This is a genomic window from uncultured Lactobacillus sp. (assembly GCF_948948975.1).
Classification (GTDB): Bacteria; Bacillota; Bacilli; order Lactobacillales; family Lactobacillaceae; genus Lactobacillus.
Map to the genome: position 1 here is coordinate 1 of NZ_CARBVX010000009.1, position 25,922 is coordinate 25,922.

General features: G+C 31.9%; 24 protein-coding genes and 1 pseudogene. 17 read left to right on the plus strand and 8 right to left on the minus strand.

The window, feature by feature from the left end; translation table 11 throughout:
• Nucleotides 1–308: 308 nt before the first annotated feature.
• Nucleotides 309–572: a hypothetical protein gene (locus Q9R40_RS04885; protein ID WP_004898381.1), complete on the plus strand. Its 264-nt coding sequence runs from the start codon at nucleotides 309–311 to the stop codon at nucleotides 570–572.
• A gap of 484 nt (nucleotides 573–1,056) precedes the next feature.
• Here the strand turns inward: Q9R40_RS04885 and Q9R40_RS04890 are convergent, their stop codons facing one another.
• Nucleotides 1,057–1,902 carry a helix-turn-helix domain-containing protein gene (locus Q9R40_RS04890; protein ID WP_304676648.1) on the minus strand — a complete coding sequence of 282 codons (846 nt, stop codon included), beginning with the start codon at nucleotides 1,900–1,902 and terminating at the stop codon, nucleotides 1,057–1,059.
• Nucleotides 1,903–1,994: 92 nt separating this feature from the next.
• On the opposite strand from Q9R40_RS04890, the gene Q9R40_RS04895 reads away from it, so the two are divergent.
• Nucleotides 1,995–3,257: an MFS transporter gene (locus tag Q9R40_RS04895; RefSeq protein ID WP_300592917.1), complete on the plus strand. Its 1,263-nt coding sequence runs from the start codon at nucleotides 1,995–1,997 to the stop codon at nucleotides 3,255–3,257.
• Nucleotides 3,258–3,402: 145 nt separating this feature from the next.
• Here the strand turns inward: Q9R40_RS04895 and Q9R40_RS04900 are convergent, their stop codons facing one another.
• Together Q9R40_RS04900 and Q9R40_RS04905 are read right to left on the minus strand one after the other, a co-directional pair.
• Nucleotides 3,403–4,023, minus strand: coding sequence for an Rgg/GadR/MutR family transcriptional regulator (locus tag Q9R40_RS04900; RefSeq protein ID WP_370648934.1), 621 nt, complete (start codon nucleotides 4,021–4,023; stop codon nucleotides 3,403–3,405).
• A gap of 45 nt (nucleotides 4,024–4,068) precedes the next feature.
• The gene (locus Q9R40_RS04905) at nucleotides 4,069–4,254 is read right to left on the minus strand and encodes a helix-turn-helix domain-containing protein (protein ID WP_304676652.1); all 186 of its coding nucleotides are present in this window, start codon (nucleotides 4,252–4,254) and stop codon (nucleotides 4,069–4,071) included.
• A 96-nt stretch (nucleotides 4,255–4,350) separates the two neighbouring features.
• On the opposite strand from Q9R40_RS04905, the pseudogene Q9R40_RS04910 reads away from it, so the two are divergent.
• A pseudogene (locus Q9R40_RS04910) lies at nucleotides 4,351–5,624 on the plus strand (MFS transporter).
• Between the two features lie 111 nt (nucleotides 5,625–5,735).
• Here Q9R40_RS04910 and Q9R40_RS04915 read toward each other — a convergent pair.
• Nucleotides 5,736–5,969, minus strand: coding sequence for a DUF3923 family protein (locus Q9R40_RS04915; protein WP_297938212.1), 234 nt, complete (start codon nucleotides 5,967–5,969; stop codon nucleotides 5,736–5,738).
• A 131-nt stretch (nucleotides 5,970–6,100) separates the two neighbouring features.
• On the opposite strand from Q9R40_RS04915, the gene Q9R40_RS04920 reads away from it, so the two are divergent.
• The 10 genes from Q9R40_RS04920 (at nucleotide 6,101) to Q9R40_RS04965 (ending at nucleotide 14,634) form a co-directional block, all read left to right on the plus strand.
• On the plus strand, nucleotides 6,101–7,150 hold the full coding sequence (locus tag Q9R40_RS04920) for an AI-2E family transporter (RefSeq protein WP_304676656.1): 1,050 nt from the start codon (nucleotides 6,101–6,103) through the stop codon (nucleotides 7,148–7,150).
• Nucleotides 7,151–7,454: 304 nt separating this feature from the next.
• The gene (locus tag Q9R40_RS04925) at nucleotides 7,455–7,604 is read left to right on the plus strand and encodes a hypothetical protein (RefSeq protein ID WP_004898392.1); all 150 of its coding nucleotides are present in this window, start codon (nucleotides 7,455–7,457) and stop codon (nucleotides 7,602–7,604) included.
• Nucleotides 7,605–7,761: 157 nt separating this feature from the next.
• On the plus strand, nucleotides 7,762–7,905 hold the full coding sequence (locus tag Q9R40_RS04930; RefSeq protein ID WP_155762243.1) for a hypothetical protein: 144 nt from the start codon (nucleotides 7,762–7,764) through the stop codon (nucleotides 7,903–7,905).
• A complete protein-coding gene (locus tag Q9R40_RS04935; RefSeq protein ID WP_087284285.1) occupies nucleotides 7,905–9,614 on the plus strand; it encodes an ABC transporter ATP-binding protein in 1,710 nt (569 codons plus the stop codon). Before Q9R40_RS04930 ends, Q9R40_RS04935 begins: the two co-directional genes overlap by 1 nt.
• Before the next feature lie 2 nt (nucleotides 9,615–9,616).
• Nucleotides 9,617–11,614 carry a hypothetical protein gene (locus Q9R40_RS04940; RefSeq protein WP_304676660.1) on the plus strand — a complete coding sequence of 666 codons (1,998 nt, stop codon included), beginning with the start codon at nucleotides 9,617–9,619 and terminating at the stop codon, nucleotides 11,612–11,614.
• A gap of 166 nt (nucleotides 11,615–11,780) precedes the next feature.
• Nucleotides 11,781–12,155 carry a hypothetical protein gene (locus Q9R40_RS04945; RefSeq protein WP_304676663.1) on the plus strand — a complete coding sequence of 125 codons (375 nt, stop codon included), beginning with the start codon at nucleotides 11,781–11,783 and terminating at the stop codon, nucleotides 12,153–12,155.
• A gap of 2 nt (nucleotides 12,156–12,157) precedes the next feature.
• Nucleotides 12,158–12,304, plus strand: coding sequence for a hypothetical protein (locus Q9R40_RS04950; RefSeq protein WP_004898404.1), 147 nt, complete (start codon nucleotides 12,158–12,160; stop codon nucleotides 12,302–12,304).
• A 336-nt stretch (nucleotides 12,305–12,640) separates the two neighbouring features.
• Nucleotides 12,641–13,297 (plus strand): hypothetical protein, encoded by a 657-nt coding sequence (locus Q9R40_RS04955; protein WP_304676667.1) that lies wholly within the window; start codon nucleotides 12,641–12,643, stop codon nucleotides 13,295–13,297.
• A 5-nt stretch (nucleotides 13,298–13,302) separates the two neighbouring features.
• Nucleotides 13,303–13,857 carry a GHKL domain-containing protein gene (locus tag Q9R40_RS04960; RefSeq protein WP_304676668.1) on the plus strand — a complete coding sequence of 185 codons (555 nt, stop codon included), beginning with the start codon at nucleotides 13,303–13,305 and terminating at the stop codon, nucleotides 13,855–13,857.
• A gap of 30 nt (nucleotides 13,858–13,887) precedes the next feature.
• Complete coding sequence (locus tag Q9R40_RS04965; RefSeq protein ID WP_228370386.1) at nucleotides 13,888–14,634, plus strand: LytTR family DNA-binding domain-containing protein; 747 nt, start codon at nucleotides 13,888–13,890, stop codon at nucleotides 14,632–14,634.
• Nucleotides 14,635–14,691: 57 nt separating this feature from the next.
• Here Q9R40_RS04965 and Q9R40_RS04970 read toward each other — a convergent pair whose 3' ends face one another.
• Nucleotides 14,692–15,741 (minus strand): IS30-like element ISLjo1 family transposase, encoded by a 1,050-nt coding sequence (locus Q9R40_RS04970; RefSeq protein WP_304676671.1) that lies wholly within the window; start codon nucleotides 15,739–15,741, stop codon nucleotides 14,692–14,694.
• Nucleotides 15,742–16,017: 276 nt separating this feature from the next.
• Here Q9R40_RS04970 and Q9R40_RS04975 point away from each other — a divergent pair, with 276 nt between their 5' ends.
• Complete coding sequence (locus tag Q9R40_RS04975; RefSeq protein WP_304676674.1) at nucleotides 16,018–17,352, plus strand: NAD(P)/FAD-dependent oxidoreductase; 1,335 nt, start codon at nucleotides 16,018–16,020, stop codon at nucleotides 17,350–17,352.
• Between the two features lie 42 nt (nucleotides 17,353–17,394).
• Here the strand turns inward: Q9R40_RS04975 and Q9R40_RS04980 are convergent, their stop codons facing one another.
• The 3 genes from Q9R40_RS04980 to Q9R40_RS04990 form a co-directional block, all read right to left on the minus strand.
• Entirely contained in the window at nucleotides 17,395–18,549 is a 1,155-nt protein-coding gene (locus Q9R40_RS04980; protein ID WP_304676676.1) for an IMP dehydrogenase, read from the minus strand.
• A 73-nt stretch (nucleotides 18,550–18,622) separates the two neighbouring features.
• A complete protein-coding gene (locus Q9R40_RS04985; RefSeq protein WP_300592869.1) occupies nucleotides 18,623–19,198 on the minus strand; it encodes an SGNH/GDSL hydrolase family protein in 576 nt (191 codons plus the stop codon).
• Between the two features lie 74 nt (nucleotides 19,199–19,272).
• On the minus strand, nucleotides 19,273–20,286 hold the full coding sequence (locus Q9R40_RS04990; RefSeq protein WP_004896265.1) for a D-2-hydroxyacid dehydrogenase: 1,014 nt from the start codon (nucleotides 20,284–20,286) through the stop codon (nucleotides 19,273–19,275).
• A gap of 258 nt (nucleotides 20,287–20,544) precedes the next feature.
• Here Q9R40_RS04990 and Q9R40_RS04995 point away from each other — a divergent pair, with 258 nt between their 5' ends.
• From Q9R40_RS04995 to Q9R40_RS05005, 3 genes are all read left to right on the plus strand, one after another.
• Complete coding sequence (locus tag Q9R40_RS04995) at nucleotides 20,545–23,175, plus strand: hypothetical protein (protein WP_304676686.1); 2,631 nt, start codon at nucleotides 20,545–20,547, stop codon at nucleotides 23,173–23,175.
• Nucleotides 23,176–23,296: 121 nt separating this feature from the next.
• Entirely contained in the window at nucleotides 23,297–24,730 is a 1,434-nt protein-coding gene (locus Q9R40_RS05000) for an APC family permease (protein WP_304676689.1), read from the plus strand.
• Between the two features lie 183 nt (nucleotides 24,731–24,913).
• Nucleotides 24,914–25,840, plus strand: a complete 927-nt coding sequence (locus tag Q9R40_RS05005; protein WP_304676691.1) for a LysR family transcriptional regulator — start codon at nucleotides 24,914–24,916, stop codon at nucleotides 25,838–25,840.
• Nucleotides 25,841–25,922 lie beyond the last annotated feature (82 nt).

Genomic DNA, 25,922 nt, shown 5'->3' on the forward strand with positions numbered 1-25,922 from the left:
CAATAATCTTATGAAAAGAAAGCAATTAATTTTATATTTTATTTGTTTAACATTGGTAATTGAACTTTATAATTTTCTAATTGCCCCATATATTTCAAATTTGCTTTTGAATATTATATTAAGCGGAATATGCGGAGGACTAATTACTTTAGTAGTTTATAAATTGAGCAAATAGAAAAGTTTTTAATTTAGTAGTAGATTTTTTGCTTATTATAAAATTTATTTCATTTTTATAGTTCAAATTTAATCTAGCTACCATTAAGGATTTTTTGGAATACTGAAATCTTATGAAAGTACGAGAAACTATTATGAAAAAAGGTATTGTTACAACTCTTTTTTATAAATATGATATAACAACAACTTTTGTGTTACTGGCTTTATTAAATCTTGGATCACCGTGGGGAAATTTTTCTTACCGTATGGTTATGGTTCTAATGAACATTGTTGTTGGAGCTAGTATGGAATATTTAGTTAATAGGTTTTCTTCAACAAGACGCCCATTGTTTAAAGGGATGGTAGCTTTAATTTTACTTTTTATAAATATAATTTGGATTTTAGTTACGGTCATCTAGTCAAGTATTGAAAGATATATGTAACCCTCTAGATTTCATCCGTTTCGGGCAAGTCTACCCTCGTCGCTTCAGCCGGCTAAAGCCGTCTTCCGTATCGTCTCGGAATAGCTAGATCCTCCACTACTGGACTTGAGAGGGCAAAATCATATATATAATTAAAATAGGATGTTTTCAAATTCTTAAACAAATAACATACTACAGAAAATTTTGTAAAAGAAAATGCAGAAAAAATATATTGTTTGTAGCAGATTGATAAAAATAGCATTGTATTAAATTTAATTAATCATTAAAAATAAGTAAATAAAACCGGATCATTAGTACTAATGATCCGGTTTATAGTTGTATGTAAGGATTAATTAACCCTTAAGAATAATAATTACTACATCTTCTGGCTTCATAATTCTTTTCCTCCTTCTTTATTTAATCTTTATATTACTAATTATATTTAGCTCAGTTATAAAATGGTTGATTAGGCATATTTGACTCAGAAATTGTTTTTGATGAATTTTTGTAATTCTTTGCTATACTCCGACATTCCTGCTCTAGATAAAATATCTATTATCTCTTCACACCTTTTTAGCTTCCTCACATTTCCTCTTTTCACTTCAATTAGATTATTAAAAAAATCAATATCCAACTTATAGAAAAGTAACTTAGGAGTTGTTTTAGTTTTGTTAACACTATTAGTAAAGTAAGAGATATTATTAAAGTCATTATTTTCAATAGAAAAAATCATGATGTTACATACTATAGCTAAAATTAGCTCTTGAATATCGCTATTTTTAGTATCTTGATATTGTCTTAAAATCGTTTTGGTGATTATTTCATTGTCTTCGAGACTATAAAAACGCATAAAATCGCAGTAAAGCATTAACTTTTCTTGAGAAAAAGAAGGAATATCAAATATCTTATTTTTAATAGACGATATTAATTCTTTATTATTGAAACTTGAATCCATTAATGCTAGAAATCCATCAATTAATAATATTTGGCTTTTTTGATCGGATTTATTTAATTTACTACTATAAACTAATTTTTTAACTTTATTCATTTTGTCAAGATTATTAGTATAATAAGCTTCAATTATCATATCTTCAATATCATTTATTTGATACTGTAAGCTATAATTTTCTTTATCAAATTTACTAAAAAATTTTTGAACAGAAATCTCATTGTAATGAAGTAAGTCTACCAAGTTCTTAATTGTGAGTTGAGTATTATTTTTTTCTACTTTTGAATAATAAGATTGTGTAACTATTGTACCAATAAAAGCTCTCTGACTTTTGCCTTGTTTTAAACGATATTCTTTCAAAAGTTCTCCAATTTTCATATTTTTGTCTCTTTCTATTTTTAGTCATATATGACTTATTTTACTGCATCCAGTTTGCTACTAGTAATATATTTAAGCAAGAGGTGAAAAATATGAATATTTTCTTAACTAATAAAAACTATCGGCTTTTCTCAATTGCTAGCTTCTTATCTAGTGCCGGTGATATCCTGTTTTATTTAGCATTTATGACGTATGCAAGTAAATTAGAAAATTATTCCTTAGCCTTGTCATTAATTGCTATTTCTGAATCAGTACCTAAATTGTTTACGATTTTTGGTGGATATTTTGCAGATAAAACTCAGAGAAAGTTTAGAAATATTTTTATGACAGCACTTGCTCGGTGCATCTTATATGGCCTAGTAGGATTTTTATTTATCAGTCGAATAGATCAGTGGAATTTAGTAATTATAGTTGTAGTTATCAACTTGATTTCTGATACATTTGGGGCTTATTCTAGTGGATTAGTTTCACCGTTAATTGTTGATTTAGTTGGACAAGACCATTTTGGTGAAGCAGAAGGATTTACTAACGGAATTAACCAAGTTATTAATATTGTTGCTCAATTTGTGGGGTCGGCATTGTTGCTAATAATGTCATATTCATCTTTAGCGTTTGTTAATGCATTGTCATTCTTGTTGGCTGGACTTTTATTTGCGAGTGTAGGATTAAAGTATAGTAAGCAAGGTGAAGGAGTTAAGAATCAAGAAGTTAATACTCAACCATTTTTTAAGACTATGAAGACATCGTTCAAGCAAGTTAAGAAACAAGTAGGACTTTTTGAAGTGGTGTTGGTTGTTGCTGTTCTTAATGGTGCCTTAAGTTCAATAGGAGCATTAATTCCAATTATGATCGCTGGACATAAGGCAACAATGGTAATTTCTAGATATAGCTTTACTATTGCTCTAATGGGAGTAGTAGTAGGTTGTGGAGCTGCCTTAGGAAGTATGTTCGGAACACAAATATTTAAGAAGTTTACTATTTTTTCCATGACAATTTTAGCAACGGTAATCTCATTATTAACCACATTTTCAATTTTTGTGGCCAACATTTATCTGATTTTAGGTTTGTACTTTTTATTGGCTTTAACAGCTAGTGCTACTTCTATTAAATTGACGCAGTGGCTCGTATCTTCAGTTGAACATAAAATATTGGCATCAACAGTTGGCTTATTAAATACAATTTTAATTGCGTCTGCACCATTAATAACGACTATTTTAACTACTATTTCTGGCCTTACCAATATTAAGTATGCACTTGTCACGCTAATAGTTTTTGAAATCTTTACGCTGTTAACCGAATGTAAAGTAAGTCAGAAAGTTAAACTTACTCAAAACACCCTTTCAGTGAAGGAATAGAAAATCCAGTAGCGTAAGGCTTTGTAGAACAAAGTAAAAGCAGTTTTCGAACTGCTTTTTTATGTATTTAAATTAAATAGATGCAGATGATACATTAGGATCGTGCAGAAAGTGAGTGCTTGATACTATCACTGTGTGATGATACTTAACTTGTATATTTATTTATAACTCCATTTAGTGCATAACTATATTCGTCTATTCCCGCTAACTTAATACTATGAGTAATATCTTTACAGTTTTCTATATAAACTTGTTTTTTATTAAAATGGTAGTCAATTAGATTTTGATAAAATGCAATTAACTCTTTTTCTAAAAACAAGCGTGGCTTTATGGAAATTTTCTTTGAATTTTGTAAAAGATAATCCGTGTAGTTATAGTTTCCTTCTTTAATAGATAGATAAAGTAAATTACCAATGATACTTAATAACACTTCTTGTATATCTACTTCTTTTGTATCTATAAACTTGTTAATAGCTTGTTTTGTAATGAAAAAATTACTATCTAAGTCATAAAATTCCATAAAATTACAAAATAGAGTTAATTTGTTTAAGTTAATAGATGGCATGTTGAAGATTTGATTTTTTAAATCTTCCCTTACTTGTATATCTGGTTCATCATCATTTGTTTTCATGCATTCAATCCAACCGCTTATCGATAAAGATAATTCATTCTTATTTGGTAAATGACTTTTATCTATTTCTTCTTTTAAAACTTCTAATTGCTTCTTATCTGATCTATAGTATGCATCTAAAGCCTCTTCCTCTATAGATAAATTTCGATAATGTTCAAAATCTCCTTTTAAAGTTAAATTTTAAAAAAAAGACCAAAGAGGAATACCATTGTGTTCTAAAACAGCAATCAGATCTTCAGCAGTAATACGATGACCATCCTTTTCAACTTTTGAATAATATGAAGTACTTACAATTCCATCTGCAAATTGTTTTTGGGTGAGTCCCTTTTTTATTCTTTCCTCTTTAAGTAATTCACCAATCGTCATATTTTTTCCTCCTAATGTTCAAATACGACATTTTTAAAAATTATTTTAATTCCTTGCTAAGATTAAGGCAACATTAAAATAAAGGAGTTAAACATTATGAACGTATTTTTGAAAAATAAAGATTATAGAAGATTTTCAATTGCTAGTTTTCTATCAGGGACTGGGGATGTACTTTTCTACTTAGCATTTATGACTTATGCAAGTAAATTACAAAACTACTCTCTAGCCTTATCATTAATTGCAATTTCTGAATCTATTCCAAGATTATTTGAGATTTTCGCAGGTTATTTTGCCGATAGAACACATAAGAAGTTCAGAAATATTTTCTTAATGGCAGTCGCAAGATTTATTTTATACGGTCTTGTTGGAATTTTATTTGCTACTAATGTTTCAGATTGGAATTTAGTGATTGCAGTAGTAGTAATTAACTTCTTCTCAGATACTTTTGGCTCATATTCAGCCGGGTTGGTATCTCCATTAATTGCAGATATCGTTGGTAAAGAAGAATTTGGTGAAGCAGAAGGCTTTACTGGTGGAGTATCGCAAATCATTAATATGGTTGCACAATTCGTTGGTTCAGGTTTACTTTTGTTCATGTCATACTCAAGTTTAGCTTTTGTTAATGCACTTACTTTCCTTGTAGCAGGGATTTTATACTTAAGTGTTGGCTTGAAACATAAAAAGCTGGTCAATCACTTGAGCGTCAAGAAGTTAATGAGCAAAAATTCTTGGCAACAATGAAGTCATCATACATGCAAGCTAAAAAGGCACATGGTTTATTAACCATTATGGTTATTGTTGCTTTACTTAATGGTGTATTAGGTGCAATGAGTGCTTTAATTCCAATTGTAATGGCAGGTCATAAGTCAACCATGTTAATTGGTAGCTACAGTTTCACAATGGCATTAATGGGCGTATTAGTCAGTCTTGGAGCTGCATTTGGTAGTATGTTTGGTCAACAATTATTTAGAAATGTTTCAGCATTCGCAATGACAATTACTGCTGGAATCTTAAGCTTCTTAACGACTCTATCTTCAATCACAGCTCATATTTACGCTATCTTGCCATTCTTCTTCCTTTTAGCAGCTACAGCTAGTATCGCTTCTATTAAATTAACTCAATGGTTAGTAAATACAGTTGAACATAAAATTTTGGCTTCAACTATGGGACTACTCAATACTTTTGCAATGGCGTCTGCACCAGTCATGACTACTATCTTTACTACTATTTCAGGCATTAGCGATGTTAGATATACTTTAATTGCACTGCTTGCAGTAGAGGTAAGTGTTGTATTCGTTGCTGTAAGATTAAGTGTAAAAGTTAAAAGATCTCAAACAGAAGCTGAAACAGTTATTAAAGTTAGTGAATAGTAAAGTAATGTTTAACGTCAATAAAAAGACATACTTAATGGAAATGAGTGGAGCTAATCCCCTAAAGTTGGACATGAATTTGAGCGTTACTACATTGAAGCATCTTCTTTTTTAAATCTTATTATCATGATGCTTCTTTTTATCAAAATTGTGAAGCCAGATACCCCATGCAGCTTGAAATACGATAATTAACATGCTAGCAGAGATGAGCACTAAGAGAATTAAGGCATAACTAGCGGTTTCACCTAATTCAGCGGTATCAAAACTATATGTAAAGAGTTTACCGCCTCCATACATAATCAAAATTATCCAATAAATGTTTGCTAGCCACCACAATTTTCTCATTTAGATACCGCTTTCATTCGCTATATATAGATATTATAGCATTCTTATAGGTAATTAAAAGTTTACTGCAAAGCTCTTAGGAAAAAGATAAGTGTATAATTAAGTAAAAAATAGAGAGGCAAGTGAACTAAATGGGACAAGCGTGGGATAAATTTAAAGAAAATACAACTGTGCATCGTCTTGTGACCCTCTGTTTAATTATTCTCGTTTTATATGCAGCTCGCTCGATGATGAACACCATCTTGCTAACGTTTATTTTTACCTATTTAATTGTGCATTTAATTCGATTTACTCAAAAGAAAATACCAAGCTTACCTGCGCAGGTAATTGTAGTTCTTGCTTATCTCTTAGTAATTGCACTTATTTACTTTGCGATTACGATCTATGTGCCGATTTTAATTAAGCAAATTATAAAAATGAGTCATTCTCTGATTAAATTCTATCAATCGGATGATATGAACTGGGTATCACGCTACTTAAGTCATTACATTAGCAATAGTGAGATTACAACACAGGCAAAACATGGTGTAACTATTTTGGTTCATGCTTTAACTAATTTTGGAACATTGACTATAGCGTTTTTCATGTCGCTAATCATGAGCTTTTTCTATACGATTGAGCTTAATTCCATGACTGAATTTTCTCATACTTTTTTGCAGAGTCGTCACTTATCTTGGCTATTTGAAGATATTGCATATTTTGGGAATAAGTTTGTTAATACTTTTGGTGTTGTTTTAGAAGCCCAATTTTTTATTGCTTTATGTAATACTGTGATGACAATGATCTGTTTAATTATTATGAGAATGCCGCAAATTATAGCTCTAGGATTAATGGTATTTATTCTTAGCTTAATCCCGGTTGCTGGAGTTATTATTTCTTTAATTCCCTTGAGCTTAGTTGCTTATTCAGTTGGAGGTCTGAGATATGTAATCTACATCTTTATTGTGATTATGATTATTCATGCCATTGAGGCCTATATTTTGAATCCAAAGTTTATGTCAAGTAAAACTGAATTGCCAATCTTTTATACCTTTGTTGTTTTACTTGCAGGGGAACATTTCCTTGGAACATGGGGATTAATCGTAGGAGTACCGATCTTTACCTTCTTGTTAGATATTTTAGGAGTAAAGTCAGTTAAAAGGAAAAAACCTCAAATTTTAAAAATTGAAAGTAAAAAATAAAAGCAGCTGTAAAGCTGCTTTTTGCATATTGTAAATAGGATAGTAGGTTCCAAATGAGAATATATGAAAAATACGAGATATGAATGGAGTCTTTTTTGGTTATTTACAATACAATATTAATTACGCAAAAAAATTAGTTTTTTGTTATTTTTTATAAAAAATTGAGATAAAAAATTTTAGAAAAAAGTAATTACTCTTTTACGAATTTGGGTCTATTTTGATCGATTTTGTGTTTTTAATAATTATTTAAGAGAACATGATAAAGTATAAGCATAAATATAAAAGTTTAGAGAGAAGAGATTTTATGGATGATTTTTTTAACTCGATTTTAAAATTGCAAAATAAAAAGACAAAGCAAAAGACGATTAAAAAAGATGGTTCTAAAGGAACTAGAAGAAGTTTAATTTGTTTTCACGATTTTAGTTTAGGTTGGCTTAAAGATTTTAGAATTTAGCAGAAAGGAAAAGCTAAAGATGTTACCAATTATTAATTTACAAGCTGTAAATCGGACTGCACACACGGAATATATGGGAGCTCCAAAGAAAAAAAGAAGAGTAACAACGACTATTATTTGTTGGAATCAATTTCAAAAATAGTGAGGAGGCATTAACATGCAAAACTATGAAGTTCTAAAGTTACAAGGAAGTCAAACATCTAATATGCAGGCGACTGGATTATTGGAATCTAAAAGAATTAGCGTATTTTGTTTTAATAAAAGAGGTAAGCACCGTCTGCCGAATGTATATTGGGACTAATGAAAAGGGATAGAATTTATTTATTTAAAATAGATGTTTTATTGTTAATTGCAATTCTATTAAGCGTTGCGGGAAGTGTATGCAATTTGATTTTACCACTTTTCGTTAGACAATTTATTGATGTTAGAGCTACAAGTCTAATGTCATTTGATTCTCTGCTACCAATTCTTACTGTATTAATGATGGGATCAATTGTAAATGCAGTAAGTATGTATCTAATTAGTGTGTCTGGTGACAGAAGAATAAGAGATATTCGTGAAAATATAGAAGAAAAATTGCTTAAATTGCCCATCTCTTTTTATAAAGAAAATGCAAGCGGAGAATTAGTAAGTCGGATTATAAACGATTCATTAATTATAAAAGAATTTACTACTAATGAAGTTCCAAATGCAATAGTTAGTATCATTACGCTTATTGGAAGTATAGGTATTCTATTATATTTGGATTTAAAGTTAACATTAGTAATTGTTCTTTCTTTTACTATAGTAGCGATTATTGCTTATCCTTTAGGAAAAATAAATGAAGGTTATTCATTCTTGATTCAGGACTATCTGAGTAAATTATCGCAGGTAATAACTGAAAATATTCAAAATATTCAAATTATCAAGCTATATAATGCTCAAAAAGAAGTAAAACATAAGTTTAAAAAGATAAATAATAACATTTATGGATTATCAAAAAAAATAGATAAAATTTTTAGCATAACTGGCCCAATTCAGACAATGTTTACACTTTTGGCTTTCTTAATAATTGTACTTTATGGAAGTACTAGAGTATCACAACATACGCTTTCAATGGGAATTTTAGCATCATTTATGATGTACATATTTGAAATTATTACTCCAATAAATACGTTAGCCAATTTTTATGTTAGTTATTCCGAAGCTAAAGGTGCATCTAAGGTAATTAGCCGAATAATGAATACTACAGAGGAAAAAGTAACTGGAAAAGACATCAATGGCATAAAAGAACCATATATAGAGATGAAAAATATTTCATTTAAATATGGGAAGAAGAGCTCACTGGTATTAAAACGTGTATCGGTATCTTTTGATTCATTAAAAAAGATTGCTATCGTTGGACCTTCAGGAGCTGGAAAAACGACGCTAATTAGTATTTTAACTAGACTCCAAGAAAAATATGATGGACTGGTATTTTTAAATGGAAGAAATAGTAAAGATTATTCCTTAGCTAGTTGGCGTAGTTTGTTTAGTGTAGTTACTCAAGAAAATAGTATATTTTCAGGAAGTATAAGAGATAATTTAACTTTTGGATTAATCGATAAGCCAAGTGAAGAAGAATTAAATCAAGCGCTGAAAGTTGCTTCTATGAGTAAAGACATAGATAAGTTTCCTGGAAAATTAGATTTTGACGTAGGTGAAAACGGTGGAAAGTTATCAGGTGGTCAACGACAAAAAATTCAAATTGCTAGAGCATATTTGAGAGATACACCGTTTATTATTTTTGATGAAGCTACATCAAATTTAGATCCTGAATCTGAATCGGAAATTTTAAGTTCAATAGATGAATTATCATCAAAAAAGACATTAATAGTAATAGCTCATAGGCTCTCTACAATTGTAAATGCAGATAAGATTTATTTTCTTGATAATCATCAAATCTTAGGAGCAGGGACGCATGAAGAGCTTCTAAGAAAAGTTGAAAAATATAAAACGTTTGTGAATGATCAGTTTATATCTAAAGAGTAATTATGAAGTATACAATTCAAGATTATTTACCATTTTTAAATGATAAAGATAATTTCTTTATTGATCCATCCAATACCGTGGATAATTTTAATATTACTCCACCATCTAAGGAATGGAAAATATATAAAGATAAACATTGGACTTTTTTAAGAAAACTTAGCGTAAAATTACCAACTCAAGGTTGGAAAATACATTTGTCGGCAGGCTATGATAAAGCAGAGTTACAATTGATGATTAATACTGCTTGTGATTATTTATTTGCAAATAATATTTGTTTTAAAGTAACTAATAGCTATGAGGAATGGTTAATAAAAAATTCTAAATCGGCAGATAGAGTTTCTGCAGGAAAATTTATAACTATCTATCCTCAAAATGAAACTCAATTTAAGCAAATAGTAGAAAAATTAAAAATTTTATTGCAACCATATAAAATTGGTCCATATATTCTGTCAGATAAAAGATATCAAGAAACAAATATTTATTATCGTTATGGTGGTTTTAAAGAAATTAAAAATAATAATGGGGAATTATGTATTAGGGATCAGCAAGGAAATCTAATTCCTGATGAAAGATTACCATTTTATAAGAAACCAGATTTTGTTGAAGATCCGTTTGAAAAAGCTACAAAAGATAAATCGAATAAAATAGTTAATAAAGATAAATTAGATAGCTACAATATTTCTAGTGCTCTGCATTTTAGTAATGCAGGTGGGGTATATTTAGGACAGTGTGGAGAACGAAAATATGTTATCAAAGAAGGAAGAAAAAATGCTGGAATAGATTCTCATCTCCAAGATGGTTTTTCAAGAATTAAGCATGAAGCTACCTTTTTAAACAAGTTGAAAGATTCTCCATATGTTGTAAATATTAAAGATTATTTTCAAGTATGGATACACAATTATTTAGTTGAAGATTATTTACCGTTAGAAAATTTGGGAGATTATATAAGCAATAAATTCCCTGTTCATGGTGATGAAGCACACTATGTAGAAAAGATTAAAACTATAGCTAAAAACTTAGTGACTGCCGTAGATGATGTTCATGAACGAGGAGTAGCATTAGGAGATTTACAGCCAGACAATATTCTGATAAATGAAAGTAAAAATCAAGTTCTTTTAATAGATTTAGAACAAGCTAATGAACTTATGGCTCAGTATGATCCTGGTCTAAAGACGGTAGGATTTGTAGATTCAAATATGGTTATTAGTACGTATGAACAAGCAGATTGGCTGGCAACATATAAAACTATTAGATATGCTTTAGAGCCCTTGATTGATATTGATTCCTTGAGTACATATAACGAGAAATATAGAGATCTAAATTGGATGAAGTATCGAGAAGAAGTAAAAAAATTCCTCCAAGAATTTAAATTAGAATGTTTTAAAAGAGGACATATTAATCATAAAAATGACAATGTTCCTACTAATCCTGTTATGCTAGGAACTTTGGATGAAAATATAACGAAGCTAAAGCGGGGGATAGTAAGTAATATAGACGATACACAATCGACTATTAACGGAGATATTGAACAATTTCTGTCTTCGACTGGAAAGATTAATGTATTAAACGGCTTGATGGGGCTCGGGTTAGTTGAACAAGAAAAAACAGAGCCAATTTTTCGTTTATATACTAATTTATATTTAAATAGTAAAGATCAACTTATCCAAATAGGTAGTAAAGATAATGGTTTGTTTACTGGAGCAGCGGGAATTGGTTCACTTATTTATAACTGGTTTGATAAAAAAATTGGTGAACAAATAATTAACAATATTGATGCAACTAAAATACACAATATGTCTTTAAAAAGTGGATTAGCTGGAATTGGATTAGCTAAACTAGCTTTGTATCAAGCTAATAAACAAGAAGAGCAAAAGGTAGAAGTTCAAAAAATTGCAAGCATTGTAACAAGTCATTATAAGGCTTGTCAAACTCTAGGAATATTGGATGGAAAGTTAGGCCTACTATTATTTTTAGAAAAAGTAGGAATATATTTTATATGATTCAAACTTAATTAAAATTGTAAAGCAAGAAATTAATAATTTTGTTGCAGTACATCTCAGTTTTAATGATGGGGTATATTTAGCCGGAACTGCTTTAGGTAGAGAATCATATTTTCCATATCTTAATAGTGGCACTGCTGGCCTGGCCCTAGTATTATTAGAATTTATGTATGATGAGATTGTTTCGAATGAAATTAGGCCACTTATTAATAAATTAATAGAGACTTTAGATGTTAATTTAACTTACATGAATGGTCTATTTGATGGTTTTGGTGGATTAATGCTAGTGGATCTTGCAGCCAAAAATTATGGCTATCCAAATTACCTTGCTAAAAAAATAGACTTAATAAACAACTATCTTGATATAGAAGAAGATCAAATCTTAGTTCCGGGACCATATGGATTAAAGAATTCAATGGACTTAGCATCTGGTGCAATAGGGATGCTAACTGTCTTTCAGGGAATTAAAGAGAATAATTGGGGAAAGTGGATACCACTTGTTCATAGCACTAACTTTTCTCTATTTGAAGGAGGTGAATAAATATGCAAAATGATGAAAAACAATCATTACTTGGCTTACAAGCTGCAAGCCCATTTGTAAGCTTTAGAAAAAAAGGTGGTAGTACTCATAACCACAATACTTATAATTCTGTTATTTGTTGGAATAAAATTATTACCTTGTTTGGTTAATTTTAGTGTATTTAAAAAAGCGTAACTTTTGTTGCGCTTTTTGGCATATAAACGTAATCTAAAATTTAAATCTAGAAGGGAAGAGACTAAATGAGTAAAAAAAGAAATTTAATTAGCTTCCAAGGCGTATTGGGATTTAATCCCAATGTAAGTTTTTTCTCGAAAATATCACCTAAGGAGCAGTTATTCATAAAACGTCTAAAGAAATATTTAGGACTTTAAAAGATGCTGTCAATTATTCTATATATGACTCTATTAGTTCTATCACCACTAGTAGATTTTTTTAATTACTTTAAAATTATTAAATTTAAGACAAAAGAAAAAATAAGTAGGATTTTGATCTTACTTGTTTTTTTGGTGACAATTTTTGAAGAAATAGTCGCAGATTTAATAGCTTTTCCTCCTCTTGATGCTGTTTTTACAATAATAGAAATGGGGCTGCTTATTTTAGTATGCTCTCGATCAAAAAAAGATTATAGAGTTCTTTTAACCGGCGCATTAATTATTGGGATTATTGACTTAGGCAATAATATAGTAGTTAGTTTTTGGGACAAGTTATTTGATATTAGAGCAGATACTAGTGCAGTGATCTACATCTTTTTAGTTTTACTATCATATATTTTTATTAGTTATTACGCTAAAAAGATTAATAAGTTAATTAGTGGTAGGAATAAAAATATTCTCTTAAATTCTGCTATTTATCTATATATTTCAAGTATTATTGCCTATATAATAGCTAGCATTGAAAAGACTTTGTCTACGGCCTTGGTTATCTTAATAGGAATTTTGATAATTCAAGGAGTATATACTATCGTTAATGTAAAAATCAGTGTACGAACAAGTAAAAATATACTGAATGAAGCTGAACAAAATTATCTAAAAAAGCAAAATGCGCAATTACAACGTAATAATAATCAGTTAAAAGAATACGCTAATTCGTTGGAAAAAGACGAAGATAGACTCCGTAGATTTAAACATGATTATCGGAATTAAATAGTTTGAAAATTAGTGCGCAAAAAGAAGATTCTAAAGTGTTAATAAAACAACTTGATGAATATACTAAAGAGCATTTTGATTCAGACGCCTTAAGTAAATTTAAAGACGTAAACCATATTCATGATGAGCTTGTAAAAAGTATTATAATAACGAAACTGTCTAAAATGTTTAACAATGGAATAAAATATAGATTTAGTTGCGAAAAAGATATAAATACTTTTCCTTTTTTATCTTCTTCTGAACATATGGATGTGGTTAGAATTCTGGGAATTACGTTTGATAATGCTATTGAAGCTACGAAAAAAGAGAAAGATCCTAAAATTGAAGCTATGCTTTATCAGAATAATGGTAATTTGGAATTCATAATTAGAAACTCTATAGCTAAAGAGATAAATAAAAATGAGGTCTTCCAGATGGGACATACAACAAAAGAAAATCATTCAGGCATAGGATTAAACAATGTTTTAAAGATTGTTGAAAAATATCCAAACAATATGATGGTGGATATTAATACAGAAGCAGGATGGTTTACGTTTAATTTGGTTATATTTAAGTAAGGAGGAATTAAAATTAAGTATTCAGTTTTTATATGTGATGATGATTTACAACAGATAAAATTTATAAATGATTGTTTAGAAAAAGCTAGCATAATCTTAAGCGATGAAGAAAAAATAGAATTTGATGTTGTAAAGAATGCTAGTAGCTATGAAGAGGCAACATCATATATTGAAAATACACATATAAGTGCCGGAATTTATTTTCTTGATATAGAGATTGGTAAAAAGTTACATGAAAAAAATGGAATTGATCTAGGTGAAGTCATTAAGGAAAAAGATAAAAAAGCCCAATTGATTTTCATTACTAGCCATGAAGATATGGCATTTTTAACGTTTGAACGAAGATTAGGCGCAATAGACTTTATTGTTAAAAGTAGTGATTTAGATAAAACCCGTGCGCGTATATTGTATGCAATTGAAAATGCAATAGATAAAATTTCAAAGTTTGATTATATAAAAAGAAATACGTTTTCTTATCGATTTGGTCAAGAAATAAAGAATATAAGTTTAGATGATGTGATTTACATTACAACTACGAATGTTGGTCATAAACTACAATTAGTAAAGAAGACAGGCTGGGCAGAATTTATTGGTAGTTTAAAAGATATTCCAACAATATACAGTCAACTGGTACAAATTAGTCAATCTTGTGTGATTAATCCGCATAATGTACAAAATATTGATTTGAAAGAGAAAAAAATAATTTTTATAAACGGAGATATTGAATACTTTTCAGTAAGAAATACTCGTAAAGTTAAAACTTTGTTTAAGATGTAGGTTATTAGATAACTTTAATTAAAACGCAAATTGCAATAATAAATTGAACACTTTTAGTTAAGCTGCTTGATAGATTAGATCTAATTCTCTTTCAAAGATTTCATCTGGTGTATGATAGGCCAGTATCTTTCTTGGCAAAGAATTGCACCAGGTTTCAATATTAATGATGTCTTGTAAAGAATAGTTAGCTATTGCTTCTCCCTTAGGAATGAATCTGCGAATAAGACCATTGTGTCTTTCAACTGTTCCCTTATCACAAGAAGTGTAAGGATGGACATAGTAAACCAGTGTATTGGATACTTTTTCTAGGTTGGAAAGATCTGCAAACTCTGAGCCATTATCAGTGGTAATGGTTTTAAAAATATCATTCCAATGTTCGCTGTATTGCCTTTGGAGTTCTTTAAAGGCCTGCATGACACTGACAGAAGTCTTGTCAGGAATACGAAGAATTAAAAACTCACGACTCATACGCTCAGATAAGGTTAGCAGTACCTCATCATCTTTGCTCTTATGTCCGAGAACTAAATCGCATTCCCAATGACCGAATTCATTACGTTTATTGATCTCTTTAGGACGTTCTTCAATGCTTCTGCCAAGTTTTTTCTTATTTTTGCGAATACGATGAAGCTTAGTATTGCGTTTAAGCTTCTCTGGCAAGTCGTAATTATAAATTCCTAATAAGCCTTGATCAACGTAATTATAAAGAGTTTTGGTGCAGACAACATCGCTGCTAGCGAATTCGCCAACAGCAGTAGCACGATTACTGCACACATCAAGCGACCAGCCATCTTTAAAAAAATGCTTGTGGACATAGCGCATGAATTGAGCTTTTCTGAGAAAGTCTGATTTGCGCCCACAATTTTTACGATGAGCTTTATATGCATCATGCCCTTGAGTAGCCTTATATTTTTTGACTTTACCATGATACAGTTTTACAGTGCCACGCTTAACCTCATAGCTGATAGTAGAAGGAGAACAGTTAAGTTCACGGGCAATTGCACGCAAAGAATAGCCATCTTTCAAACGCAATTGAATAATAACTCGCTCTTCAAATGATAAATGCTTGCCTTTAACGTGCTGGTTCATGGTAGAATGTAAAGAGTCCATTTTGACCTCCAATAGAAAGTTTTTGTGGTTATTAACATTCTATCAAACAGGTCCGAATGGACTTTTTATTTTTTATCAAGTGTTCAATTTAATTTTACAATCAGCGACTTTAATTAAAAATGCAATATTTAAATATATCATGAGTAGTCTTGGGTACAGGAGATATCCCTAAGACTATTTTTTGTTATTTTTTATAAAAAATCCAAGTGCTAATAATAACGATTTCATATATTTTTTTGATAAACTGAAAATGAAAGAAAGATATGAGGCAATGTTATGAAAAAATATGATTATATAATTTTAGGAACAGGTCCTGCTGCATATCAATTAATTAAGCTCTTGGCTACACAACATAAATCTATTTTGGTTGTAGAAAGCGGCTTATTTGGTGGAACTTGTCCCAACGTTGGATGTGAACCGAAAATATATCTAGACGGTGCTGTTCAAGCAATCTTATCTAGTCGTCAATTTGAGAAAGAGGGGATAATATCTCAAATTGGAAAACTAAATTGGTCCCAGTTAATGAAGGAAAAGAAAGAAAGATTTGCTAGCTGGCCAAATGAAACAAGAAAGAACATTAGTAAAATCAGTGATGTAATTAGCGGGAGTGCCCATTTTGTTGATCGACAAACAATTGAAGTAAATAGACAATATTTCCAGGGAAATAGAATTATAATTGCAACTGGAAGGAGACCCCATGAACTCTCGATTCCAGGGGCGAAGTTCTTACATGATAGTTCCGATGTTCTCTCTTTAAATAAGCTTCCAGAGCATGTTACGTTTATTGGCGGTGGATATGTAGCAATGGAATTAGCGACGTTTTTAGCTGCTGGGGGTAGTCAAGTAACTATTTTAGTGCGAGGAGATCGAGTATTACGGCATTTTTATCAAAAATATAGTCGTGAATTGGTTGTAAAAATGAAAGAGCGAGGAATCCAATTTAAGTTTGAAACGGAACCAACTCGTATTACGCAATTAAGTGATAAGTATGTTGTTGAATTAAATCAAGATGGACCAATGATAACGGACTATGTAGTAAATGCTAGTGGACGTACCCCAAATATTGAAAAGCTAGATCTATCAGCCGCTCAAATTGATTATTCAACTAGAGGCATTGACGTAGACCGTCATCTTCAAACAAATGTTAATAATATTTATGCTATTGGAGATGTTACGAGCCAAGACATACCAAATTTAACTCCTGTAGCAGAATTTCAAGCACAATACCTCTTTAATTCTCTTGAAAAGGGGCTTACTCAACCAATTAACTATCCGGCTATTGGGACGGGAGTATTTGCTTTTCCGCAACTAGCTCAAGCTGGAATCAATCCTGATAGTGTTCTTGAAGATGGAGATAATTTTGAAATTAGAGAATACGAACTAAGCCAAAGTAGTTTATATGCTGGTCAAAAAGAAAAAGGTTTATTAACTGTAGTTTATGATAAGACTAATTATATTGTTGGAGTTAGTGAGATAAGTACTAGCGCAATTAATGATATAAATTACTTTATTCCAATTATTGGGTTAAGAATTAATAAAAATGAATGGCATCGAAATGTCTTGCCAATTTATCCTGCATTGGCCGATAAAATTGAAGGAATTCTGAGATAGAAAAAAGCACCGTAAGGTGCTTTTTTATTACAAATCTAAATTTTATAAGTCGCTACCACCATAGTTTGGAGCTTCTTTTGCCATTTGAACATCATGTGGATGAGATTCACGTAAACCAGCATTAGTAATTTGAACAAATTGACTATTTTTAATTAATTCTTCAATTGTGCCTGCACCGACATATCCCATTCCTGCACGGAGACCACCCTCAATTTGGTAGATGATATTTAAAACATCGCCTTTATAAGGAACTAAGGCTTCAACACCTTCCGGAACTAATTTATTTGCTTCATTAACTCCACCTTGGAAGTAACGGTCAGATGATCCATGTTGTTGAGACATAGCACCAACTGAACCCATACCGCGGTAAGATTTAAATTGTTTCCCTTCATTAGTAAAGATTGTTCCTGGGGCCTCAGTGGTTCCGGAGACCATTGAACCAAGCATTACAGCATTTCCCCCTGCAGCTAAAGCCTTAACTACATCTCCAGAATATTTAATACCACCGTCAGCAATTATCTTTTTACCATATTTTTGTGCAACACTAGCAGCGTCGTAAATAGCTGTAATTTGTGGAACTCCCACACCAGCAACAATACGTGTAGTACAAATTGAACCAGGTCCAATTCCAACTTTAACAACATCTACTCCGGCGTCAAATAGGGCAGCTGTTCCTTCACCAGTAGCAACATTTCCAGCGATTAATGTAGCATTAGGAAAATGTTCACGAATTTCTTTGATTTTACGTAAAACGCCAGCGGAATGACCGTGTGCTGTATCAATGACAATTGCATCCGCGCCAGCTTCAAGTAAACTTTCAGCACGTTCAAAAGTATCACTTGTAACGCCAACAGCAGCTGCAGTTAAGAGACGACCTTGTTTATCAACTGCTGGGTGAGGTAAGTTAGGATCGACAGTTTTACCTTTAGCTTTTTTAACTTCTTCAACTTGGGCTTCGATTGAGAGGTTTTTATGAATAACCCCTAAGCCACCGTTTTCTGCCATGGCAATTGCCATGTTTCCTTCAGTAACAGTGTCCATTCCTGCAGAAATGAGTGGAATATGAAGTTGAAGATTAGGCGCTAATTTACTATCTAGTTTAACTTCATTCGGTAACACATGGCTTTCAGCTGGAATTAAAAGTACATCATCAAAAGTTAATCCTTTTTTGGCAAATTTTGTTTCCCACAAACTCATTGTAAAGTCCTTTCTTTAGAAGCAACGTTTTAATATTAAATTAGCTAAACTTTACTCAAATATGTGATAGAAGTCAATTAGAAATTTGATTTAATTTTTGAACAATTAATTTTGCTAAGAGCTCATAACCCTTAACGCCAAAATGGAGTCCATCATTCTTTTTGCCATTGAAAATTTCTGGGAAATCTTTGTTTGCCTGCATCTTACTTGCCAGATCAATAAACGAAAATTTATATTCATTTGCAACACGTTTGATTATGTTGCTATATTGCTGCACTAAAAGGTTGTTTCGTACTTTTTGCTTATTTTCATCAACTGCAGGTGGGGTAACAAAGATAGCCTTTCCTGGATAATAAAGCCAAATAATGCTAGAAGCGATTAATTTTAGATTATCTTCAAATTGTTGCAAGGAGACTTGCTTGTGTACTGCTAAGTCATTAGTGCCAACTAAAATGATCAGATAATCGCATTTTGGCTGATTGAATACCAAATTGGGTAAAGAGAGGGCAAGACCACCAGAATTAATTCCCGAGATAGCTGTATTGTAAATCTGATACGGATTTAGTTTTTGTAATTGAAAGTTAATTTCTGGGATAGAGTGGTTTTCTGAACGGGCGATTATACTGTCGCCGGTAAGAAGTAACTTCATATAAAAAATCCTTTAGGGTAGAAAAAAGACCTTGAGATTTTCTCAAGATCTTTTTGATTATCATAATTTGATTTTTAGAACTTGTTCTTGTCCAAAGCAACTGGAGAATCTGGTTTTTCACCGTTGATCATCTTTAAGTTGTTGTCAAATGCTTTAGTTACCATGTTACGTACAGCATGAGTAGTGTAGAAAGCAGTATGTGGAGTTACCAATACATTTGGACGATCAATTAAGTCAGCTAAACGAGCATCTGGGAATTCTTTGCCTTCCCAATCTTCGTTAAATACACCAACTTCACCTTCGTAAGTGTCCATTACGAAACCAAAGATCTTACCAGAATCTAAGCCGCGGATAACAGCGTCAGTATCAACAAGTGGACCACGTGAGCAGTTTACGATTACAACGCCGTCTTTCATCTTAGCGATTGATTCATCATTAATCATGTGAACATTTGCTGGAACATCTGGAACGTGAAGTGAAATTACATCAGCTTGCTTGTATAAGTCATCAAGTGAGTCAACGTAGTAACCCTTCTTTTCAAGTTCTGGGTTCTTGAAGATATCGTAAGCAATAACTTTTGCGCCAAAGCCTTCCATAATCTTCATAAATACTTGTCCGATGTGACCAGTACCTACAACACCAACAACTTGGTCACGAACTTCACGACCAATAGTAGGTGCCCAGCGTAAGTCGCGTTTAGCCATCTTTTCATCCATACGCTTATCTTGACGTAGTACGCGAGCAGCTTGAATTGCAGCATGTTCAGCAATTGCGTCAGGAGAGTATACAGGAACGTTAGTGATTTCAAAGCCTAATTCCTTAGCCTTGTCCATATCGATGTTATCAACACCAACGTTACGTAATGACATCTTAGTTACGCCAGCATCAGCTAAAGCTTGAAGAGTTTCTGGAGTGTAGTCTAATTGTTGGTAAACAACAACACCATCAGCACCCTTAGCTAATTTAGCAGTTTCAGGAGTTAAAAGTTGATCAGTGTATTCGACTTCGATATCCTTGTGTGCATCTTTCCATTCGTTTAAGAAAGGTTCTTCATCTTTACGAATAGCGTAAGCAAAAATCTTTGTCATAAATTAAACCTCCGTCAAAATTAATAGTATGACCGTCTTTTATTATACACTTGACTTTGTTAATAAAAACACAAAATCTAATTTTTTTGAAACTTCTTTTGAAGATGTTTCATGTGAAACTGTTAATGTTATAAAAAAATATTTTTTCTTTTGCTTATCAATATAGGGTGCCTTATGATAATCATTAGGGAAAAAGAGCAATAAGTAAGCTACTAATATGTTATTAAAATTTGATCAAGATAGATGAGGGAATAAGTAATGTCAGTTGTTGTTAAATATGTAGACTTAGACGATAATTTGGTGGAGCTTGCAAATTCAGGAGAGTTAGAAGGAAAAGTAGGAGAAAGAATAGAGTACAGTACAGCAGATGAGATAAGAAAATTGCTAGCTGCTGGTTATGTACTAATTAATAACCCTTTTGATTCAAATGGTGAAGTGAATTTCTTTAATGAAGATTCTCAAGAATTCACGCTTACTTTTAAACATGGTAAAGAAGAAATAACTGCCAAAAATTTAAAGTATGGTTGTCATCTAGAGGATGTTCAAATGAAAGGTGAGCAAGTAGTTCACTATCTTGGACTTGAAAAAAATATTCCTGATAAGGTTACCGAAATTGCTTTTAATAGAAAGATTATTTATGACAAAGTTACTAAGCAAAAATTATTAACTAATACCTGGCAACCAGAAAAGTACACCTTTCCTTTAGTTGCAAGTCCTACTTTTATGAACTATACACCTGATAAAGCAGTAATTGGCGGAGAAGAAGCAACCTTTCAAAAACCAAAGCATGAATATGTGGTCACTTATTTACCTAATAAGAAAAATGCCAGGAGACAGAAAGCTGAAATAAAATTTATTGACGTTGACGATAACAACAAGGAATTAGCTACTTCTGGCGAATTAAAAGGTAAGCCTGGAAAAGAAATAGCTTATGATACCGCAGAGGTTTTGAAAAATTTAACAACTAAGGGATATGAAGTTGTTACGAATGATTTTGATTCTGAGGAACAGAAGCCTGTTTTTGGAAATAGTAGAGATTATGTTCAAATCTTTTTTGTAGTTTTAAAGCATAAAAAACAAGTTGTTAACTCTGAAAATCCATTTTCAGGAATTGATACAAGTTTGTATGAAAAAGAAGTTCATCGAACGATTAGTTTTTCAGGAGTAGAAGATAAAAAGCTCAATGATGTAGTTCAAACAGCTCTTTTAAAACGCGACTTAACAATTGATCTCGTAACTAAAAAAATTATTTCGGGCGAATACACAAGTCAATGGCAGAGTAGTGAAACCTACCCTTCAGTATCTGTATCTATAGTTTCAGGATATCATACTAGGATTCGTGAAGTAGTAGCTTCACCAGTAGAAAAACAAGATTTAACTGAAGAAGTTAAATACTATCCAAATGGATATTTGATTCCTGTTGATGTAAATCACAATGAATTTTCAGAAATAAACAAAAAGCAACTAATTACTAATTCAATTGATTCAACTAAGGTGGTTTTACCTGAATTAGACCTAGAAAATATTGTCTTAAAACAAATTAAAGAAGTAAAAATTGCAGATCCGAGTCGTAATTATGAGATTCCATATTTACTAGTTCATAAATATGTTGCTGTTGATGAAAAAAATCCCCAAGAAACAGTAAGCCCCGCATATTACCGTCGAATTGTTACAGCCCGAGTTCATTATCAAGGAGCTGGAGACCAGACTCCTCCAGATGCTGAACAAACAGTGCGCTGGACAAGAACAATTACTTATGATGAAGTAAGTAAAGAAATTATTGAGAACGGGATGTATACGACCGACTGGGTAGCTGATAAAGATATTTTTGAAGCAACTCCTACACCTGTAATTAAGGGCTTCGCCGCAAATATTGGCTTAATTGGCGAACACCCAGTTACGGAAACTGACTTAATGGCTACAATTACCTATACTCCGCTTGGAAAGATGATTCCGGTTGATGAGCATGGAAATGAAATTAAAAATGCTATGCACCCAACATACGTTAATGATCCATATGATCCTGTGCGTGTCCTCTTTACTGAAGAAGTACCAGAAGTGCCAGGATATGCACCAGTTAAAAATACAATTTCTGTCAATGATCCTTTTACGGATATTAAGGTGTCCTATACTTTAAAGCCACGCTATATCCCTGTGAATAGCGAACATCCTTATCGTCCGATTAAGCCAACTTTGTATAGTGTCCCAGTTAAGGAAATAATTAAATATCAGGGAGCTGGAGACCAGACGCCAATTACTAGAATTCAGGGTGCTAATTGGACAAGAACATTGACGGTTGATGAGAATACGGGTGAATTAGTAGATGCAGGTAAATATACAACCGGGTGGCTGGTAGACAAGAAGCAATATATAGCAGTAAAAACACCAATTATTGATGGCTATCATGCAGATAAAAATATAATCGATGAAGAAAAAGTAAAAAAAGCCGATCTAAACTTCACGGTAACTTATAAAGCTAATGGGCGGATAGTACCAGTTGATGCAAAAGGGAATGTTTTAAATGGTGTAGAACAGCCACCATATGTAACCGATCCAAGCGATGCAACTAAGGTGATTAAAACACAAGGTGTACCGAGAATTATGAATTATATTCCAGATCGAGCAACAATTACCGTAAAAGATGCTAGCAAAAATACACTGGTTAAATATTATACTTTTGATGAGATGAGTGAAGTAAAAGTAGAATCTAAAAAAATAGAGCAAGAAAAAAGCAAAGATATAAAACCACAAAAGAAAGTGGAAGAAAAAGGTGCAAAGGAGGAAGAGCAGAAAGCGGAGATGGCTTCTAAGACAGAATCTACACAGGTAGATGGACAAAATGAACAAGAGCGTAAAGTATTAAAGCACATTTTTCCATGGATGAAATAGAAGATAGAGGAGCTAGATTTGATTAAGCAAATCTGGCTTTTTTATTTTCAAAGTTTTTAGACCAATTTTGAGGAAGAAGTGTATAATTAATTTTCGAAAAAACTTTTTCGGAGGAAAAATTGTGTCTGATAAAAGCGAGTCTTTGACCAAATTAGAAGAAGACGAAAAGTATAATCGGTTAACAGCATTGAAGTTATTCGCCATGACTTCATCAATGGTTATCTCAGTTAATGAGTTGGCTCCATTTGGAAAAACTGGTCCAACAGCAGTTTTTTATTTGCTATTAGCAGGCTTAATATGGTTTGTACCAATTACGCAAATGGCAGGAGAAATGGCTTCAGTTGACGGCTGGGATAAGGGTGGAATTTTTACTTGGGTAAAAGGGTCCTTAGGAGATCGAGCTGGCTGGACAGCTATGTTTTACCAATGGATTCACATTACTGTTGGGATGAATACAATGATGTACGTAATTATTGGTGCCGTATCTATTACCTTTGATACTCCTTGGTTTAACACTACACCAAGTATTAGATTTCTATTGATGATGATAATTATCTGGTCAATTACTCTTGTCGAAATGGTAGGAGTTAAGAAAATAGGCCATATTGCAGAGTGGTTATTTGGACTTGGAATAGCTTTACCGGTAATCTTGTTAATTATTACCTTCTTTGTATATCTCTTCCAAGGACGTCCCCTATATATGCATCTAAGCTTAAATAATATTTTTCCACATCATTTAACTGGGGCTACCTTAGTGGCTTTTGTGCCATTCGTGTTGGCGTTTTGTGGTGGGGAAGCATCTGCTCCGCATGCAAAATATCTAGAAAATCCTAAAAAGTATTCGACTGTTATGCTTGCTTTAGCTGTGACTGCCATTTCTTTTGACTTACTTGGTAGTACCGCAATTGGAATGACAATTCCTAAAGATCAAATTCAAAATTCAACTGGTTTTGTCTATGCCTTTGGAAAAATTTTGGATTCAATTGGCTTACCAGGTGATATTATTAAAAAGTTTATCGGTGTGTTACTGGCAGCTGGTATTATTGGAGAACTTGGAAATTGGCTTGCTGGTCCTAGTCAGGGTATGTTTGAAGCTGCTAAAGAAGGCTATATGCCTAAATTTTTCGCTAAATCTACTAATCGTGATGTACCGATGCGGTTGATTGTTTTACAGACTTTGATTGTAACTGCATCTGCAATTTTAATTACTTTCACTAGTGGTAAGAACTCTGATTTTGCTTTTAATGTTTCTTTAGCTGCTACCACTGCTCAGTACTTGATGGTCTACATTTTAATGTTGATCTCCTATATTGTTTTAAAAGTAAAACATGGGAATTTAAAACGCAGTTATTATATGGCAAAGAGTAAAACTTTAGGAGTAATAATTGCAATTATTGCCCTGGTAATAACTGTGGTAGCTTTCTTTATTTCCTTTATTCCTGCACAAGGAACACCAGCTGAATTAAGAGGTGTTTATGTTTGGACGATGATTGGTCTGTGCCTAATAGTTACGATTTTGCCATTGATTATCTATCACTACCATTACAAATTTTAATAGAATGAATAAAATTATAAGAATTATTAATAAATCGAATTTTTTACTTGTAAAAAATTACAAACCATATTAAATTAGGATTGTATTCAAGTTAAAAGTGTAAAGCAAAAGAGCTATGGTAAATTTGAGGTATCCATAGCTCTTTTGTTTATAATCTAAAAACTACATTAAGGAAATAAATTAATGAATAACCCAGAAGAAATACAGCATTTTATTGATGTATTACTCAAAGAAGATAGTTTTGTGAAAGCAGCAAAAAAGCTCTACATTTCTCAACCCTATCTCACCCAGTTAATAAAAAGAATCGAAGACCGTTTAGGAACGCCAATTATTGATCGAGATAAAAAGCCCTACGCATTGACTCAAGCAGGCTTACTGTATTATCAATATTTAGAAAATATTTCTTATAACAAACAACAATTAAATAAAAAATTAGCCCAATATACACATCCTAATAAAGAAATTATTAGAATTGGAATTTTAGAGAGTTTAGGCACTTATTTACTACCAGAAATACTGCCAGATTTTTTAAGGAAAAATCCTCGAGTAGAAATACAGCTTTTTGAAAACTTCCCAAGAGAAAGTGAAAGAAATTTACTGAGTGGAAATATTGACTGTTATATTGGTCAAACTCCAGAAGCAATTGATTCAAGCTTAGATATTGTAAGTAATGGTGGTGAAAGATATTATGTAGTAATTTCACCTTCATCTCCGTACTATCATGAAGGAAAATTTATCCTCAAGCCGAATGACTTAAATCTTAAAGACTTATTACAAGAACCATTTGTTTTAAGTGTTCCTGGTTCGGCTATTCGGCACCAAGTTAACGGAGTTTTCCAACGATTTCATTTAGAGCCACGAGTTGTTTTAGAATCTAAAAATATTATCACTGCAACTAGTCTGGCCATTCATGGTATGGGATTAACTATCTCCACTGCTAGTATCATTAAAAGAATTGGTGAAACACCAATTAATCTCTTTCCCTTAAGCTATGACTTAATTAATGTTACTTTCTTTATTGCAACAAAAGCCGAAAAAACGAAATCACAGGCTTTAAAAAATTTAATTGAAGAATTTAAAAAGAAAAATTTACAACCCATTATTAGATAAGACAAACGTAAGGTCATCCTAGATCGGCTATAACAAATTTGTTATTAGTGATTTGTAAAAAAGATATTTAAGCCTGCAAATT

Coding starts and splice junctions, on each gene's coding strand:
- Q9R40_RS04885 (WP_004898381.1), top strand. CDS start 309: ATGAAAAAAGGTATTGTTACAACTCTTTTTTATAAATATGATATAACA.
- Q9R40_RS04890 (WP_304676648.1), bottom strand. CDS start 1,902: ATGAAAATTGGAGAACTTTTGAAAGAATATCGTTTAAAACAAGGCAAA.
- Q9R40_RS04895 (WP_300592917.1), top strand. CDS start 1,995: ATGAATATTTTCTTAACTAATAAAAACTATCGGCTTTTCTCAATTGCT.
- Q9R40_RS04905 (WP_304676652.1), bottom strand. CDS start 4,254: ATGACGATTGGTGAATTACTTAAAGAGGAAAGAATAAAAAAGGGACTC.
- Q9R40_RS04915 (WP_297938212.1), bottom strand. CDS start 5,969: ATGAGAAAATTGTGGTGGCTAGCAAACATTTATTGGATAATTTTGATT.
- Q9R40_RS04920 (WP_304676656.1), top strand. CDS start 6,101: ATGGGACAAGCGTGGGATAAATTTAAAGAAAATACAACTGTGCATCGT.
- Q9R40_RS04925 (WP_004898392.1), top strand. CDS start 7,455: ATGGATGATTTTTTTAACTCGATTTTAAAATTGCAAAATAAAAAGACA.
- Q9R40_RS04930 (WP_155762243.1), top strand. CDS start 7,762: ATGCAAAACTATGAAGTTCTAAAGTTACAAGGAAGTCAAACATCTAAT.
- Q9R40_RS04935 (WP_087284285.1), top strand. CDS start 7,905: ATGAAAAGGGATAGAATTTATTTATTTAAAATAGATGTTTTATTGTTA.
- Q9R40_RS04940 (WP_304676660.1), top strand. CDS start 9,617: ATGAAGTATACAATTCAAGATTATTTACCATTTTTAAATGATAAAGAT.
- Q9R40_RS04945 (WP_304676663.1), top strand. CDS start 11,781: ATGTATGATGAGATTGTTTCGAATGAAATTAGGCCACTTATTAATAAA.
- Q9R40_RS04950 (WP_004898404.1), top strand. CDS start 12,158: ATGCAAAATGATGAAAAACAATCATTACTTGGCTTACAAGCTGCAAGC.
- Q9R40_RS04970 (WP_304676671.1), bottom strand. CDS start 15,741: ATGGACTCTTTACATTCTACCATGAACCAGCACGTTAAAGGCAAGCAT.
- Q9R40_RS04975 (WP_304676674.1), top strand. CDS start 16,018: ATGAAAAAATATGATTATATAATTTTAGGAACAGGTCCTGCTGCATAT.
- Q9R40_RS04980 (WP_304676676.1), bottom strand. CDS start 18,549: ATGAGTTTGTGGGAAACAAAATTTGCCAAAAAAGGATTAACTTTTGAT.
- Q9R40_RS04985 (WP_300592869.1), bottom strand. CDS start 19,198: ATGAAGTTACTTCTTACCGGCGACAGTATAATCGCCCGTTCAGAAAAC.
- Q9R40_RS04990 (WP_004896265.1), bottom strand. CDS start 20,286: ATGACAAAGATTTTTGCTTACGCTATTCGTAAAGATGAAGAACCTTTC.
- Q9R40_RS04995 (WP_304676686.1), top strand. CDS start 20,545: ATGTCAGTTGTTGTTAAATATGTAGACTTAGACGATAATTTGGTGGAG.
- Q9R40_RS05005 (WP_304676691.1), top strand. CDS start 24,914: ATGAATAACCCAGAAGAAATACAGCATTTTATTGATGTATTACTCAAA.